Source organism: Acinetobacter bohemicus ANC 3994, from assembly GCF_000367925.1.
Lineage (GTDB): Bacteria > Pseudomonadota > Gammaproteobacteria > Pseudomonadales > Moraxellaceae > Acinetobacter > Acinetobacter bohemicus.
The window spans coordinates 329,890-346,780 of sequence record NZ_KB849164.1 but is presented as its reverse complement, the minus strand read 5'-3'; the positions used below and the strand labels follow the sequence as shown (position 1 = coordinate 346,780).

12 protein-coding genes and 1 tRNA gene are annotated in these 16,891 nt (G+C 38.6%); 3 read left to right on the top strand and 10 right to left on the bottom strand.

Translation table 11 applies throughout. The features are described 5' to 3' along the window. The 5 genes from F994_RS17530 to greB form a co-directional block, all read right to left on the bottom strand. Nucleotides 1-2,806 (bottom strand): ESPR-type extended signal peptide-containing protein (locus tag F994_RS17530; RefSeq protein ID WP_004648263.1); only part of this gene is annotated, 2,806 nt, incomplete at its 3' end. A gap of 257 nt (nt 2,807-3,063) precedes the next feature. After that, a complete protein-coding gene (locus F994_RS01595; protein ID WP_004648262.1) occupies nt 3,064-3,813 on the bottom strand; it encodes a hypothetical protein in 750 nt (249 codons plus the stop codon). Nucleotides 3,814-3,994: 181 nt separating this feature from the next. Next, nucleotides 3,995-4,858: a DUF6502 family protein gene (locus F994_RS01590; protein ID WP_004648261.1), complete on the bottom strand. Its 864-nt coding sequence runs from the start codon at nt 4,856-4,858 to the stop codon at nt 3,995-3,997. Between the two features lie 957 nt (nt 4,859-5,815). After that, a tRNA-Ser gene (locus F994_RS01585) sits at nt 5,816-5,905 on the bottom strand. A 99-nt stretch (nt 5,906-6,004) separates the two neighbouring features. Further along, nucleotides 6,005-6,490, bottom strand: a complete 486-nt coding sequence (greB, locus tag F994_RS01580; RefSeq protein WP_004648260.1) for a transcription elongation factor GreB — start codon at nt 6,488-6,490, stop codon at nt 6,005-6,007. A gap of 365 nt (nt 6,491-6,855) precedes the next feature. On the opposite strand from greB, the gene F994_RS01575 reads away from it, so the two are divergent. Continuing rightward, on the top strand, nt 6,856-7,968 hold the full coding sequence (locus F994_RS01575; protein ID WP_004648259.1) for an MltF family protein: 1,113 nt from the start codon (nt 6,856-6,858) through the stop codon (nt 7,966-7,968). Between the two features lie 62 nt (nt 7,969-8,030). Here the strand turns inward: F994_RS01575 and F994_RS01570 are convergent, their stop codons facing one another. Beyond that, a complete protein-coding gene (locus F994_RS01570; protein WP_004648257.1) occupies nt 8,031-8,414 on the bottom strand; it encodes an SCP2 sterol-binding domain-containing protein in 384 nt (127 codons plus the stop codon). A 215-nt stretch (nt 8,415-8,629) separates the two neighbouring features. Next, nucleotides 8,630-9,550 carry a tRNA 2-thiocytidine(32) synthetase TtcA gene (ttcA, locus tag F994_RS01565; RefSeq protein ID WP_004648256.1) on the bottom strand — a complete coding sequence of 307 codons (921 nt, stop codon included), beginning with the start codon at nt 9,548-9,550 and terminating at the stop codon, nt 8,630-8,632. A gap of 497 nt (nt 9,551-10,047) precedes the next feature. On the opposite strand from ttcA, the gene F994_RS01560 reads away from it, so the two are divergent. Next, a complete protein-coding gene (locus F994_RS01560) occupies nt 10,048-10,899 on the top strand; it encodes a lytic transglycosylase domain-containing protein (RefSeq protein WP_004648255.1) in 852 nt (283 codons plus the stop codon). Nucleotides 10,900-11,039: 140 nt separating this feature from the next. Further along, entirely contained in the window at nt 11,040-11,945 is a 906-nt protein-coding gene (gene htpX / locus F994_RS01555; RefSeq protein ID WP_004648254.1) for a protease HtpX, read from the top strand. 49 nt (nt 11,946-11,994) lie between these two features. Here htpX and F994_RS01550 read toward each other — a convergent pair whose 3' ends face one another. The 3 genes from F994_RS01550 to F994_RS01540 all read right to left on the bottom strand — a co-directional run bounded on the left by F994_RS01550 (nt 11,995) and on the right by F994_RS01540 (nt 16,623). Further along, nucleotides 11,995-12,345 carry a VOC family protein gene (locus F994_RS01550; protein WP_004648253.1) on the bottom strand — a complete coding sequence of 117 codons (351 nt, stop codon included), beginning with the start codon at nt 12,343-12,345 and terminating at the stop codon, nt 11,995-11,997. Between the two features lie 371 nt (nt 12,346-12,716). Next, entirely contained in the window at nt 12,717-13,304 is a 588-nt protein-coding gene (locus tag F994_RS01545) for a DUF4112 domain-containing protein (protein ID WP_004648252.1), read from the bottom strand. Between the two features lie 214 nt (nt 13,305-13,518). After that, the gene (locus F994_RS01540) at nt 13,519-16,623 is read right to left on the bottom strand and encodes a multidrug efflux RND transporter permease subunit (RefSeq protein WP_004648251.1); all 3,105 of its coding nucleotides are present in this window, start codon (nt 16,621-16,623) and stop codon (nt 13,519-13,521) included. Nucleotides 16,624-16,891 lie beyond the last annotated feature (268 nt).

Here is a 16,891-nt window from a genome sequence, read left to right as displayed (position 1 = left end):
CTGAAGTGACTTTAATATTGTCGCCTTCTTTTACTTCGGTCTTCGCTGCTTTCGCTGTATTGCTAACACTGTTGATTGCACCATCAATCGTGTTTTCACCTGTTCCACCAATATTGGTCGTGGTAATAGCACCAGTTGCTGCATTTATAGTCGTACTACCGCCAATTGCATTTTTAATGTTGTTCGATACTGCATAAAGCTGACTGCCATTAATTGCATCGCTTGAGCTGGCATTTAGTGCACCATCTTTCACATTGGTGATCGTGGTACCTGCTGCTCCACCGCCTAAAGCGACTTTGTCTTTTGTTGCTGCATTGTCGTACTTCACTGCTGCACTGTCTGTTACTGCTTGTTGTGCTGCCAATGTGTCTAATTGACCTTTGTTCACCGCATCTTTGCTGTTCGTGCCTGCCTCGATGCCTGTGATTTTATTGGTCGTTTTATCGATAATAACATTGCCTACCGTGACTTTGTCCGCTGTGAGTCCTGCATTGTTAATAACAGTATTGCCTGTGGTCACACTGGTCAAGCTCAAGTCTTTGCTTAAAGCAAATGCGATGTCTTTGCCTGTCTTGGTCGCAGTGAGGTTTGTATCTGCAAGGTCTGCAACACCGATATCAACGGTATCGCCTGCTTTGATTGCACCTGCATTCGCACCATTGGTTTGTAGGGTAAAACCACCTTTTAAAGTCGTAATATCCGAAGCATTTTGTGCAACGTTTTGGTTGGTTGCATAAAGTTGGCTACCATTGACTGCATCTGTTGAGGTTGCATTTAAGGAACCTGCTTTGACATTAGTGATGGTTGTGCCTATTGCTCCGCCTAAGCTCACTTTATCCTTAGTCGCTGCATTGTCATACTTCACTGCCGCACTATCTGTTGCCGCTTGTTGTGCTGCCAAAGTATCTAACTGACCTTTGTTCACTGCATCTTTGCTGTTGGTGCCTGCTTCGATTCCACTGATTTTATTGGTCGACTTGTCGATAACAACATTGCCTACGCTAACTTTATCAGCAGTAATACCTGCATTGTTAATGACGGTATTGCCTGTCATAACACTAGTCAGGTTCAGGTCTTTGTTTAAGGCAAATGCAATGTTTTTACCTATCTTCGTTGCAGTCAGGTTAGTATCGACTGGGTCTGCAACACCGATATCAACTGTATCGCCCGCTTTGATTGCACCAGCATTCGTACCATTGCTTTGTAGGGTGAAACCACCTTTTAAGGCACTAATGTCTGCGGTATTTGTTGTGATTTGTGTACCTTGGTTGCTCACTGTGGTGGTAAGTGTGCTGATACTTGTTGTGTTTTGTGCAACGTTTTGGTTGGTTGCATAGAGTTGGCGACCATTCACTGCATCTGTTGAGCTGGCATTTAGTGCACCATCTTTAATATTGGTAATGGTGGTACCTGTTGCTCCGCCACCTAAAGTGACTTTATCCTTAGTCGCAGCATTGTCGTATTTCACTGCGGCATTATCTGTTGCTGTTTGCGCATCAATAACGGATTTTAACTGTCCACCATTTACAGCATCTTTTGAGTTAGCTGCAACCGTACCATCAGCCACATTTGTTAGCTTAATTGGTGTTGTTGTTGAACCATTCGCATCTTGTAATCTTGTAGCAACGTTTGCCGCCACAACTTCTGTAGGTGAACCAATAGCATTGCCACCAGCGTCGACAGCAGTTGAAAGATACCATTTTCCATCATTTGCTTTAGTCAGTTTATTCCCTGTGGTATCCGTATAAACTACAGGCGAGGCAGATTTAGTCGTTTGTATTTGACCAATTAAAGTATTGGTTACAGCATAAATTTGACTGCCATTAATTGCATCTGTCGAAATTGCCGAAATTGCACCTGGCGCAACATTTTTAATTTGGCGTTCATTGCCAATATTACCAACAGATACTTGGCGACCAGCGTCAGATGCTGTTCCAGCAAAGCCACTTGTGCCTACAAATCCAGTAAAACCAAGACCATTTACCGTCGCACTTTGTACTTTTGTTGCAGAACCGTCCGTTTTACTGCCAGCGCCTAAAGCCACACTACCGTCTTTATCTGACGTTGCACCAACTCCTAATGCTGTTGAAGCTACACCATTAGCCTGAGTACGTGTACCGAATGATGTTGCTAGATTACCTAATGCAGAAGCTTGAACACCAATTGCAACAGCACCATCCCCTGTAGTAGTTCCATAATATTGGCTATTAGGACCTGTAGCAGCATCATAGGTACGAATTAAATTATCACCTGTTAAGTTTTTATACGTCACAGCAGCAGCGGTATTATTATTTGTCCCCGCGACTTTATTTAAATCATCTCCACCAATGGCAATAGATGAATTACCAGAGGCTCTAACATTTGCACCTAAACCAACAGATTGATCCCCCTTAGTTTGAGCATCATAACCAATTGCAATACTCTGACCACCTTGGGTACTGCCAGTATTCACTTTAGTCGTCGCGTTTCCGCCAATCGCAATAGAATTTGTTCCACTCGAATCACTTCCACATCCAACTGCAATATCTCCACTACTATATGCAGCAGCTGTTGCCGCACAAAGACGTGTATCTATTGAATTATTTCCTACAGCAGAAAATGCAAAGGATGGTGTAAGTATGGTAAAGACCGCTACAGACAAAACCTTGTAATTAAATGATTTTTTTATTGTTATTTCATTTTTTTGATCAATTACAATATCACCAACAGTACCACTGTTTGCTTTTGTCTTACCTTTTGCAATTTCAGAAACCGCAACCCACGCCCCAAGAGAAGCATTCCAAACAATTTTATAAATTTTATTCATTCCAATACCTTTTAGTGATGTATTTCTCTTTAAAAATAAAGAGCGTGACTTATTGTTTTTTATTATGTCTAAATAAATGTGCAATTTGAACATTTATCTTAAATAAATGTTCAAATTGCACATTTATATATGTAACTATATATTTCAAACCTTGCGTTTAAAAAACTTATTCCTTCATGACCCACCATGTTTCTTTAATTTCAGGCAAAAAAAAGACCTCTTAAAAAGGTCTTGTATGAATCATGCGCTATCTAATATCAGGGGTTAATTAATGGCGGTTCAATCAATTCGCAAGGCAGGCTTTCAACAGGCATACCTGAAATGATGAGGCCAATACCTCCAGTAAACATGCCATCATCTTTCTTCGTATCAACATCCATATTAAATGATAATGATGGACATTGATTGATCTCAATATTATCAGTACCTGTATATCGAGTATTGTAATTTAAAGTCCAAGCAGAAACCTTTTGCGGCAAGCTAAACTCATAACGAAAAACTCGGCATTCTCCAGCTGCATAAGCTTGAAGGCTTTCACCATTTGAACAATTAAAATTCTGTCCTTGGTTTACAATATTTCCATCTTGATCTAGCAGTTTTATCGGTGCGGTACATGAAGGAATATGCTCTAAAATAGGTTTGTCCGTTAAATTTCGGACAATAATCTGTACCGCCGCATTATTTGGTTTTGATGCAGAGGTCTCTGCTAACGTAATATCAGTACCATCAGGTGCCAATTTACCTGTTTCCAAATTTTCCAACTGAATCGTACGACTCACACCTGAACAGTCAGGATCTGCTGGAAATTCTTGTAGTTTAGTCATCGAATTTTTCAAATAAAATTCCATGCTATATTGATCTTCAATACCATCTTTCGGACCGCTATCAGGAACTCCTAGACCTGTACCAGAACCACCTAAACTGACTCCACCAACTGTAAAATTTTCCCCACATCCAGTTAAAAACAATATGCAAAAAATAAAAGCATAGGAACGGCTATCACACATTGATCTCACCTAAATGGTAAATTCTCATCACTAAGTATTAAAGAAATAAGCTAAAATTAATAAATGTTCATTTTAGACATTTTATCAAATAATCTTTTTATGGGAAATAATATTGTTATTATTCTTAAGTTAAACATCTTTTTATCTAAATCCAACAAACGCGCAGCCAGTCATAAGACGATTATTTTTTTTCCTGCGCATCATGCTGAAATACTCCTAATCTAAAATTAAATACAGCATCTTTACGACCTTCATCCTGTTTGCAGTATTCCAGCGCTTCAGCCAAAACCTGTTTTGACATTTCATTCCATAATTTCATGCTGGTCTGTTTCAACTGCTCGACCGATGCTGAGGTTAATTCATTGGCAAAAAGTGCTTGCTCTAAAAAACTATTATCTTTTTCAATAATATTATGAATTCCCGCTGCTAAATGGCTCACAATATTTGCAGTAAATAATTGTTTAATTTCATCCATTTCAGGTGAAGGTGTAAAACTGTTGGTTTGCAATATGACATTTTCACCATCTTCCACAATTACACCAATACGTTTTAATTCCAGTAAAATTGAACGTGGATGCTTTTCTGTGGATATTTGTTTTACTAAATATTCAAAACTGTTTTCTTCTCCCGAAATCGGCAGAATATTGTTTAAATCTTGATGTATCCATAAAGCAACAACACGCGCAGGAACACTGCTTGATAAAATATCCACATAAGCAGCAGGAATAATCTGATGATCACCGCCATTTTCTGCACGTAAAGCACTGACATCGCGTCTGTTTAATCCTGACAACAAACTTACCGATGAATCTGTTTTTTTCTGATTTAAATATTCAAGTTCTTTAATCGCTTCATTATAAAACAATGAACGCAAAGCAGCAGAAAACTCCGCATAGCCAATGCCAGATTTTACCATCCAGTGCACAAGCTCGTTCATAACCTGAAGTGTGGACTCCAAAGTCGATTCAGCATTCTGTGACAAATGCGTAGATGTAGATAGCGTAGGCTGATCTAAACTTGAACTATGAATTAAAAGCTTTTTCATATGCTGTTATATATTTAAAATAAATAATGACCTATTAATTACTGATCATAACAAACCCGATTGATGTAAAAAAATATTTTTGTTGGTTTTATTTTTTTAATGCTTATTAATATATAACAAACTATTTATATTATTCAATTATTTTGTCCCAAACACTAAAAATTAAATGTTCAATTTTAACTTGATATTTAATATAGCATTACTAGACAAAAATTTAAAAAATGCTTAAGCGCCATACTTTGCTTGTGTTTCGAGAACTGGTTAAATATTCAAAGGACTATTTTAAGTAAGGCTTTATCTTCCAAGCTAATTAAGTCTTTAGATTTGTTCTATATAACTAAACTAATTTTAAAGGAGACTTATTCTTTATCTTATCCGTAAGAAAGACAATATATAGAACAGCATAAAGCATAGAGATTATCATTTGTATCTAGATCACTATAAACATAAATCAGGTGAAATATAATCGGTCTGTCATGGGCCTTCTGAAAAAGATAAAATTAATCTTGTCAATAAATGCACTAAAAGTACTGATGTTCTTTATTCGTAACAAATTTCTCGAATTCTGAGAACTGGGTGGATTCTAAACTGTAAATAGCATGACAGCTATTGCATGAATATGGTCATTCAGAATCCCCCTAAAATAATCATAGTCAAAAATAACAATCCATTATCTTAAAAAAACCAAGGGGATTTCGATGAAACACGCCAAGTTTAATGACAGTCAGATCTCACCCTTTCTAAAGCAGGCAGAAGCAGCTACGCCTGTGCCAAATCCTTGCCATGAATAAGTGATGACTACAGCAATATTTTATAAATGAAAGAACAAATTCAGTGAAATGGACTTAGCGATAATAAAGTGTCGAATTTAATCCAAACCCTTCTGTGAACTACTATGTGGGAAAAAATCGAAGTGAAAAAAAAGACCCTTGATGATCAAGGGTCTTTTTCAATATTTGGCGGAAGCGGTGAGATTCGAACTCACGGAGGACTCACACCCTCGTCGGTTTTCAAGACCGGTGCATTAAACCGCTCTGCCACGCTTCCAATGGCGGCTATCATATAAATAAAATCCAATCTTAGCAAACACTTTTATACTTTTTTCTGACTGACTGCTTAAAATAAAATCAAAATCCATTATTTTGACTATTTTTCAGGCTTTTCATAATGAATTTCATTGATATACCACAGTTTCTTGCCTAATGGTGTCACCACTTCAACCTCATCATCGGCTTGCTTTCCAAGTAAAGCTTGTGCCATAGGTGAATCAATTGAAATATGTTGCGGATGATGATCATAAATCTCATCTACCCCAACAATACGCACTATGATTTTTTCACCTTGGTCATTCTCAATCTCGACCCAAGCACCAAAATATACTTTTCCCTCTTGCTCAGGAGAAAAATCAATAATTTTAAACTCTTCTAAACGCTTACCTAAGTAACGAACGCGGCGGTCTATCTTACGTAAAATCTGCTTATTATATTGGTAATCAGCATTTTCACTACGGTCGCCCAGACTCGCAGCCCAGTTCACTTTTCTGGTAATTTCTGGTCGTTCTTCATGCCACAAATGTTGTAATTCTGCGACCAATTTGTCATGTCCAGCACGTGTAATTAAGTTAGATTTCATAGTATTTTTTGGTGTTATGCTTACAATTTATTGACAATAATGCGCTATTTTATCTAACTTTTAAACAGAGTCAAAGTTTATAAAATTAATTATTCAATTAAATTAGTTATTTATATTACATATTTTAAAAAAAATTAGTACAAAATTTGACAAGTTTATTTTTCAGCCTTATTATGCGCTCATGTTTTTAAATTGCTTATTTTTTACTCTATGTAGAAATTCTACATTATTCTTCTTTTAATCCAATGTCATTTTTGAATGACGTCATGACTGCCCAACCCTTATTGAATTTATCAAACTTGAAAAAGTCTGAGGCATGTTTGTCTTTACTTTTTAGGGCATAAATTACTTGTAGCGGAGACAACATGCACAGTAGTTCAACTTCTGGAGTGAGGCTTAGCCTTAACTCTTTAAAAACCTCTCTCTCATTAAAAATTCTTGCATTTAGTACACTGTTAATTCCATTTCACAGCATTAATGCAAGTAAGTCGTACCAATACGATTCTGTCGTAAACGACAAGCAACTCACCGTCGTTTCAGTCGAAAATTCGACTACGGTATTTAAAGATGGTTCACATCTACATGGTTTTGGTTATGACCTAGCACGTAACTACGCCAATAGTTTAAACGTTAATTTAGTGTTTAAAACTGTACCTGACAATGCCACAGCACTTAAATGGATCTCGCAAGGTAAAGCAAATTTTGCGATGACCACTGCTGATGTAAGCTCAATCGAGAAAAAGCATTTAGCTTCATTTTCAGCAACTTGTGGTGATTTAAATAGCTTGCAACAAAATGGTTTAGATACCAACCTAAATTGGGTTTTCAAACATGCTGATGATCCACTGGCCCAAACCGCGAGTGGTTTTGTCTGTCAGGGCAAACAATCTGGCTCGATTCGTCAACTGGCTTCATTCTATAATCAGAATGTCGTGAAAGAAGAATCATGGGATAGCATTCAGCGTGATTTAAATCAGCGTATGCCTATTTATAAAGCCAGCTTTAAGAATACGGCCGAAAAATATGATTTAGATTGGCATTTATTAGCGGCTATTGGCTATCAGGAATCGTATCTGAAACCAAACTCAGTTTCGCCTACAGGCGTCCGTGGTTTAATGATGCTCACCAACAGTACAGCAAAAGCAATGGGTGTGAGTAACCGAACTGACCCAGCACAAAGTATTGAAGGTGGCGCGAAATATTACGACCAGATGTTAGATCGATATCAGGATGTGCCCTACCCCGATCGTAATTGGTATGCACTTGTGGCTTATAATATGGGACCCGGTGCTGTCAACCAGATTCAAAATCGAATCAAAGCACAAGGTAAAAACCCCAACAATTGGGTGAATTTGTACAGCTATTTAGATAACAACAAAACCAGTAATGGTCGTTATCGACAAGCAGTTCAATATGTGACTCGTATCCGTGCCTATTTAGAACACATTAAATCGACACCACAGTTAGTCAATATCTAAGCTGTGTACTGTAGACAAAAAAAAGCTTAGCTAAATTGCTAAGCTTTTTTTATTCAAAAGACTTAAGCTGTTTGCTCAAGCACTTTTTTAAATAAATCTTTTTGTTCTTGGCTTGGCTTCGCAGTTTGTAAAGCCATTAATTGCGACATATCGCCTTGAACTTTAATTTTACCTGTCATGAATGCTTGCATTGCTGCAGCCATATCAAACTCTAGGAACACTTTACGAAGTGTTTCACCATCCATATTCAATGTGGTTTTCGCATTTGAAGATAGACCTTTTTTGATTGCACCACCATCCAAAGACAATTCAGTATTGCCTTCTGAATCTGCAACCACTAAGTTGATTGCTAAATTTGCAAGCGCAGGTGGCAAGTTTAAGTTACCAGCTTGAGCAGTTAAAGTCTCTACTGTTGAAAACCAATCATCAGTTAAAAAGGCAGGCATGATGTTTCCTCAATTTATTTGTTCATTTGTGTCGCCTATCCAGACAACATCTTTGTGAAGCTATTGTGCTTGACGCCTGTTATAGCATGTAAAATTGTTTTCTGCTTAAAGTTTTTTGCACTGGACGTTCAATTTTAATACTTTTAATACATTTATTAAATAAATCAGATATATAAAATAAACACCAATCCTAAAATTGGTGTTTAAAGTCACCATTATTCTGCGGCAAAACCTAAATTGACCATATTGATGCGTTTATTTTGTGCTTCATCTTCAGTTGAACAACTTCCTGTGAAATCAATCTCACGTTGCTCATCTAAAGCTTCAAAATCAAATAACTCACGATCGGCCAATTGTGAAGGTGATACGTTCTGCATCGCACCAAAAATGCTATGTAAACGCTTCGGATATTGTGCATCCCATTCACGCAACATCGTGTTGATCATCGCACGCTGTAAATTTTCCTGCGAACCACATAAATTACATGGAATAATCGGGAACTGGCGCATTTCTGCATACTTGATGATGTCTTTTTCTTCCACATAAGCCAGTGGACGAATCAAGATATTCTTCTTGTCCGATGACAAAAGTTTCGGTGGCATGGCTTTTAAGCTACCGCCATGAAATAGATTCAAGAAGAAGGTTGCCATAATGTCATCACGATGATGACCTAAAGCGACTTTAGTTGCCCCAATTTCCTGCGCAAAACCATATAAAGAACCACGGCGTAAGCGTGAACACACCGCACAATAGGTTTTACCTTCAGGGGTTAACTTTTTGGTAATGCTGTAGGTGTCTTTTTCCAAAATATAATATGGAATGTTATTTTCTTCTAAATAACGTGGTAACACATCTTCAGGAAAGCCAGGTTGCTTTTGGTCAAGATTCACCGCGACAACATCAAAGTTGATCGGTGCAATACGTTTAAACTGCAACATGATGTCCAGCAAGGTATAACTGTCTTTACCACCAGAAATACATACCATTACCTTGTCACCTTCTTCGATCATTTTAAAATCACGAATGGCATGACCGACTTGACGGCGAATCTTTTTCAACAAACGGTAATATGCCGAACTTGTAGGCAGTTCTGGTTTGAAATTAAATCCTTGTTCGGACTCAACTGGCGAGTACATAGACGAGATAAACCATAAATAAAAATACCGCGCGATTTTATCCGATTCGGCTGCATATCGCACCAAAAGAATTTATTTTCTGAAAATTGATTATTGCTGTCATTTTGACGTCATTAACCCCATGCTATTTTGACCGTTTGAGTTCAAATTTTACCCACAATGCTTACTGTTTGTACTTTTCCACAGTTGTCCACAAAACCTGTGGATAACTTTGTGGATTTCAAAAGGCTTGACACGGTCTCTGACCTATTATTTAAGGCTTCTATTTAAATTGATCACTTTTTGATCAATTTAAATTTCAATAAAAATCAATGCTTTAATTGTGTCAAGCTATCCTGATTAAAAAAAAATTAAATATTTTTTGATTACTATCTCTACAATTAGCACTTGCTTTTTACAAACTCAATGAGAAATAAATTTAGAAATACTTTCTATCCTGTTTTTTTTTGTTAAACTGCCATTTAACTGTTTGAGGCAGATTTTTTCTACATTAAAAAATGAAAAATAACATTGTAAATATTGGATTTTATATTTTGGGGTGTGTAACAGTTAGTTTTGTTACAGCGACCAGTTACGCGGGTCAAACCATCTATCAACTTAAAGAGTCCAATGGCACGACCTTACTGACCAATAAACAAAGTCGATATAGTCATTTAAAAGTTGAAAAAAAGACCTATTATCCTGACAGTAATATGCATAGTTATACGAACTGGGGCAGTTCTGAAGCTTCAGTTTTACCCAGCTACAGTCGCAATAAAAATGCTTTTGACCATATTATTAAGCAAGCAGCATCACAACATGGTATTTCTGAAGGCTTAATTAAAGCCGTCATGCATACTGAATCTGGATTTAATGTCAATGCTCGCTCCCCTGTCGGTGCGCAAGGACTGATGCAACTGATGCCGGCCACAGCACGACGTTTTAATGTATCCAATGCTTTCGACCCACAACAAAACATTATGGCGGGTGCAAAATATTTAGCCTGGTTGACCAAACGTTTTAATGGCAATACCTCATTGGTTTTAGCCAGCTACAATGCCGGTGAAGGTAATGTCGCTAAATACGGCGGCATTCCACCCTTTAAAGAAACCCAAGATTATGTCAGACGGGTTAGCAGTCGTTTTAGTAACTTATACTCAAATGGCGTCGGTTTAAGCTCAAATCGTGATAGTCGTCCAGATAATGCTAAAATTATTGCGCAATCGACTCCAGATGAACCAGCACCCTCTCGTTACAGTGAACAACGTCAAATTATTATGGCATCTGATGGCAGTTATACCGATGCGCCAATGCGCTCATATGCCACGGCACATGCCACAGCTTCTGCTAAAATATCAATTACCGATTAAAAAACTGAGCTGATAAATACCATCATTGTACAGAATTACTCATTTTTTCCTTGAATTTTTAAGGCTTACACCTCATATTGAAAAAGATGGTTTTTGATTCATAAATCAGATTACTTTTTTATTATAAGAGGATTCTCTCAATGATGCGGATTGGTTTGTTCTTGCTTACCAACCTCGCGGTACTGGTGGTAGCTGGCATTATTTTGTCACTCTTCGGTGTCGGTAGTTACCATGGCGCGGGTGGCTTAAATCTGGGCAACCTACTGGTTATCTGTTTTGTCTTTGGTATGGTTGGTTCACTCATTTCTCTATTCATGTCTAAATGGATGGCGAAAAAAACCACGGGTACTGAACTGATTGACCCGAATGCACCTCGTAACCAAGCGGAAGCATGGTTATTACAAGAAGTTGCGCAATTGGCTCAACGTTCTGGTATCAATATGCCAGAAGTGGGTATTTTCCCTTCTTATCAATCAAATGCTTTCGCCACAGGTTGGAACAAGAACGATGCTTTAGTTGCCGTTTCAACGGGTTTACTCGAACGCATGAACAAAGATGAACTGCGTGCTGTCCTTGCGCATGAAATTGGTCACGTTGCCAATGGCGATATGGTGACTCTTGCGCTTGTACAAGGCGTAGTCAATGCCTTTGTGATGTTCTTTGCTCGTGTTGTGGGTGACTTTATTGACCGTAATGTCTTTGGCCGTGAAGATGGCGAAGCACCTGGATTAGCTTACTTTGGTATTACCATCGTATTGGATATTGTGTTTGGTATTCTGGCCTCTTCTATTGTGATGTGGTTCTCGCGTTACCGTGAATATCGTGCCGATGAAGCCGGTGCACGTTTAGCCGGTAAACAAGCGATGATTTCTGCATTATTACGCTTACAGGCTGAATCAGAATTGCCTGATCAAATGCCAAAAGAAATGAAAGCCTTTGCAATTACGGAAGGTAAAGAACAAGGCTTTAGTTTAGCGGCTTTGTTCCAAACTCACCCAACGATTGAACAACGTGTAGCTGCATTACAACAATTGAATTGTCCATAATCTTTTTTATGTAATGGATATCAAAAAGCCTCCGACATGGAGGCTTTTTTTAATGCTGCTGAATGCAACGCAATAAACTGCCATTAATATCAATCACACAAAAAAGTTCTATTTCCGCCAACTGCTGCATTTCGGTGATGCATGCATTGGGAAATGCTGACCAATCTAAATTACGCCAAGCTTGATCCAAAATCGATAACTCCTGCACACGGATACATGCGCTATGCCAAGAGTTTTTCGGGTCTAATTCGGGGTGATGGAAAAACTCGAGCTTTAAATTCTCTTTCTTTAGCATCATCCATACATCTGATTGATAAAGACACTGAAAGCCCAACATGGCATAAAAATTTCGTGTCGCATCAAAATCAAGCGCAGGCAAATTTGCAGCAATATAATCCATTAATAGGCTTCTTTCATAAGTTATTATTTAATCAATACGAGTAGTTCGTAAAACCAAAATTAAAAATAAATTTTGGCAGGTGTTAGATTGATGGGTGTGGCATGGATGCCACACGTTTCCCATCCTTGCGCTGCATTTTAAAGCAGTGCTTAAAACTGGCTCAGGATGTCGTGTATGGGAAACAAAAGGTTTTTCTTGCGGACTCAAAATATATTTTGAGATCCTCATTTTGACCTTTCAAAAGTAAAGCTAATGCCTACGCAAAGGCATAAAAATTGAAGCACTCAAATGAGGCAGTGCTGATTTTAAAAATAGAATATTGAACATTTTTTGACTTATGCAGGTTGTCTATTTTTTATCCACAAAACAAGCTAAACACTTAGAGCTTGAAACCAATCCCATAGCCAGCTCAGTCCAAACCACATCGCAATCAACATCAAGACTAAAACAATCGCCCCTAAAAGGTCGGGAATATGCAGCCAAATCCATGCGATTACAGGATTACGCCAAAACGCCGACATCTGCTGTTTACGCTCTAATCTTTCATGCAAAAAGGGATGCAGCACATGTGAATCACTCTGAATCTGATATTCAGCTCGAATATGCTCATGCACAACAGTTAAAGCCCTGCGACTTGGGCGAATAAAAATATCAAAAATAGTGCCAATCACAGGAATAAAACCAATGACTGCATCCATCATCGCCAATTTCATGACAGAATTTAATTTGCTCTGCGGCACGCCAATTTGTTTGGCTTTATAAATGGCATAACACGTCAATGCAAACCCAGCAATATCACCCGCCACAGGAATGGTACTTAACGCGGCATCTGCCCCGACCCCTTGTTTGGTAAATGGAATACGCACCACCGAATCCATCATATTGGCAAACTTGGCCAAATCTCGTTCTAATCGCACCACTTCTTGTTGGCTGAGTTTTTTTTGTGGTTGCTCTGACATAGCCTAAATTCCAAGAAAATCATTGCTCTAAATCATTACGATTACACCACATCTTGGCATCAAAATTTGTATTGATATGATAAATTTATAGCGCAACTTCAGTTAGCAACGGGTCAATATCTAGCTCCTAAATAGCTTGAGCTTGCTACTTATTTTCAGGCAAACACCGAATGCAATCTTACTGATGTTATTGTTTTACTCATTTACTGCCAATTTAAGATGAATTGGCACTGGTTTTGGGTTTAAACAGCGTGCGTATCAACACATACATAAATGGAATAAAAATCAGCACCAAAATGGTTGCAAAAATAACCCCACCTAACACACTCACGCCAATTTCTTGACGACTGGCAGCACCCGCACCAAAAGCAAAGACCAATGGAATCACGCCTGCACCAAAGGCCAATGAGGTCATCAGAATGGGACGTAAGCGTAGGCTCGCACCTTCCAGTGCAGCTTCAATCGCATTTTTGCCTTGTTGTTGCGCTAAGGACGCAAACTCAACAATTAAAATGGCATTTTTACAGGACAAGCCAATGGTGGTCAGCAAAGCAATTTGGAAATAAATATCATTGGGAAATCCGACAAAATAACTAAATAAGATATTGCCGCCAATCCCGAGCGGAATCGCACTCATGACTGCACTCGGAATAGACCAACTTTCATAAAGTGCAGCTAAGCATAGAAAAATAAAGCCAATTGACACCAGATATAACAGCAGTGATTGGTTACTTGATTTTTGCTCTTCAAAAGATAAACCGCTCCATGCCACATCAATACCAGATTGCTGTTCCACCAGCCGAGAGACGTCTTGCATGGCAGCGCCTGAACTGACATTTTTAGCGGTATCTGCTTCCATTTGCAATGCTGTATACCCCATATAGCGATTGACCACTTCAGGTCCACCGCTCCAAGTCACATTGGCAAAATGACTAAAAGAAATCATTTGATTCAGATCATTACGTACAGACCAATAGTGCAAATCTTCGGGCTTTGAACGGAATTCAGCATCACCTTGCATCATGACCCGTTTAATCCGACCACGGTCAATAAAATCATTGATATAACTGCCACCCCATGCACTGGACAATGTGCTATTAATGGCAGCTTGTGATAACCCATTTGCCATGGCAAGTTTCTGATCAACATTGACCTTGAGTTCAGCTTTATCTGGGTTGGAGCGCTTATCGAGGTTTTCAAAAGTCCTATATTGTTTTGCTTGTTCTTGTAATTGCTTAAATTCACGCTCTAGATACTGGCGACCTTGACCATTCACATCGCGAATCCAGAAATCCAGTCCATCAGTTTGACCTAAACCACTGACCGAAGATGGCAAACTTACACTAATTTGTGCATTCGGATTAGTTTTAAAATATTTTAAGGCACGCTCACGGATGGCTTGTGCTGAGTTTTCTTGTCCAGAACGCTCATCCCAATGTTTTAATGCAATAAAGCCCTGACCCAAATTTTGCCCTGTGCCGGAAAAATTACGACCATAGCGAATCATCACCAGATTGACATTCTCTTTTTCATGTTCTAAGAAATATTGTCGAATCTGTTCACCAATGTCTCGACTTTTTGACATCGGTGCACCATCGAGCAGTTTAAACTGTACATTTAAAATGCCCTGATCTTCACTGGGAATAAAACTGGTGGGTAAAGCACGATAGAACAATGCAAAAACAGTCATCAATGCCACAAAAACAATGAGGGAAATGGCTTTGTACTGAATCGTCAGCTTGGATAATTTTAAATAATGCTGCTTTAAAGCCTCTAATTTTTGATTAAACCACTGTGCCCATTTGGCAGGTTGTGGATTGGGTTTTAAAATCAGTGCGCATAAAGCGGGGGTTAAAATCAGTGCCACAGCCAAGGATAGAGCCATTGCAGCCACTAAAGTTATTGAAAATTGGCGATAAATCACGCCCGTCGAGCCACTAAAAAATGCCATCGGAATAAATACCGCCGTCAGCACCAAGGTAATCCCAATCAATGCGCCGCTAATTTCTTGCATAGACTCAATGGATGCTTGTTTTGCTGTTAAATTCTTCTCGTGCATCAAGCGTTCAACATTTTCAACCACCACAATCGCATCATCAACCAAAAGCCCTATCGCCAAAACCAAGGCAAACAAAGTTAAAGTATTGATACTCATGCCCAGCACAGACAACACCGCCATTGTCCCCAAAATCACCACGGGCACAGTAATAGTTGGAATAAGTGTCGCGCGCCAATTTTGTAAAAAAATGAACATCACCACGATCACCAACAAAATCGCTTCAAACAGTGTTTTGACCACTTCCTTAATCGATTCTTGGACAAATGGCGTATTATCCCGTGGATAAACCAACTGATAGCCGTCAGGCAATTGTGTTGTCAGATGATCGACTTCGGCCTTAATTAAAGCCGAAGTCGCTAAAGCATTGGCACCTGAGGCTAAAGAAATGCCCATTCCCGCAGAGGGAAAACCATTAATGGTGTTAAATGACTGATAGTTTTCTGCACCTAACTCAATGCGTGCGACATCTTTTAAATAGATAAAACTGCCGTCTCTGGTCGATTTAACAATGATATTTTCAAATTCTTTGACGCTTTTTAAGCGCGAACCTGAAGTCACTTTGGCATTTAAATATTGATCTTTTAAAACAGGTAAATCACCAATTGCCCCAGCCGCCACTTGGGTATTCTGCGCTTCGACTGCGGCACGAATGTCACTGGGCATTAAGTTATATTGTTTTAATTTTAAGGGGTTTAACCAAATGCGCATGGCATATTGTGAGCCAAAAACATCCACCTCACCAATGCCTTCAATACGGGCTAAATCTTGCTCCAAATGCGTCATCATATAATCGGACAACTCAATATTGTCACTTTTTCCCGAAGCATCGTACAAGCCAATCACCATATGGGTATCGCCTAAGGACTTGTAAACATTAACCCCTTGACGCTGTACATCTTCAGGTAAACGATTCAGCACACCGTTAATTGCATTTTGTACTTGCACTTGAGCGGTATCTGGATCGGTTCCATTTTCAAAACTGATACTAATTCGACTACGACCCGATGAATCACTACTGGAACTAAAATACAGTAAATCATCAATGCCTTTAATTTGCTGTTCTAAAACTTGGGTAACACTTTCTTCCACCGTTTCAGCCGACGCACCCGTATACGTTGCACTTACGGTAATGCGTGGTGGTGCAATATCGGGGTAACGTTCTACGGGTAAATTCAACACTGCGAAAAGCCCAAAAGCCATGACAATAATAGCCAATACGCCAGCAAAGATTGGTCGTTGAATAAAAAATTTCGACAGCATATGAATTGATCGCAGTATAAAAAGGTGAGATTGCTAAACATTCAAAACTGTTTTTTAATTTAGCAAATTTATGTTGATATTCAGTGACTAAAAGTCAAAACACAATAAAATTTAACAGAAAAATAATTTTTCACTACAAATAAGGAGAAACAATGAAGATGCCTATATAGAATCAAAATTATCCTATGATAATTTCCCGTATTTATCATCACACGGTTAACACTCGCTTGAAACTAGCACTTTTTAAAGAAACCTTTTTGAAATTAAT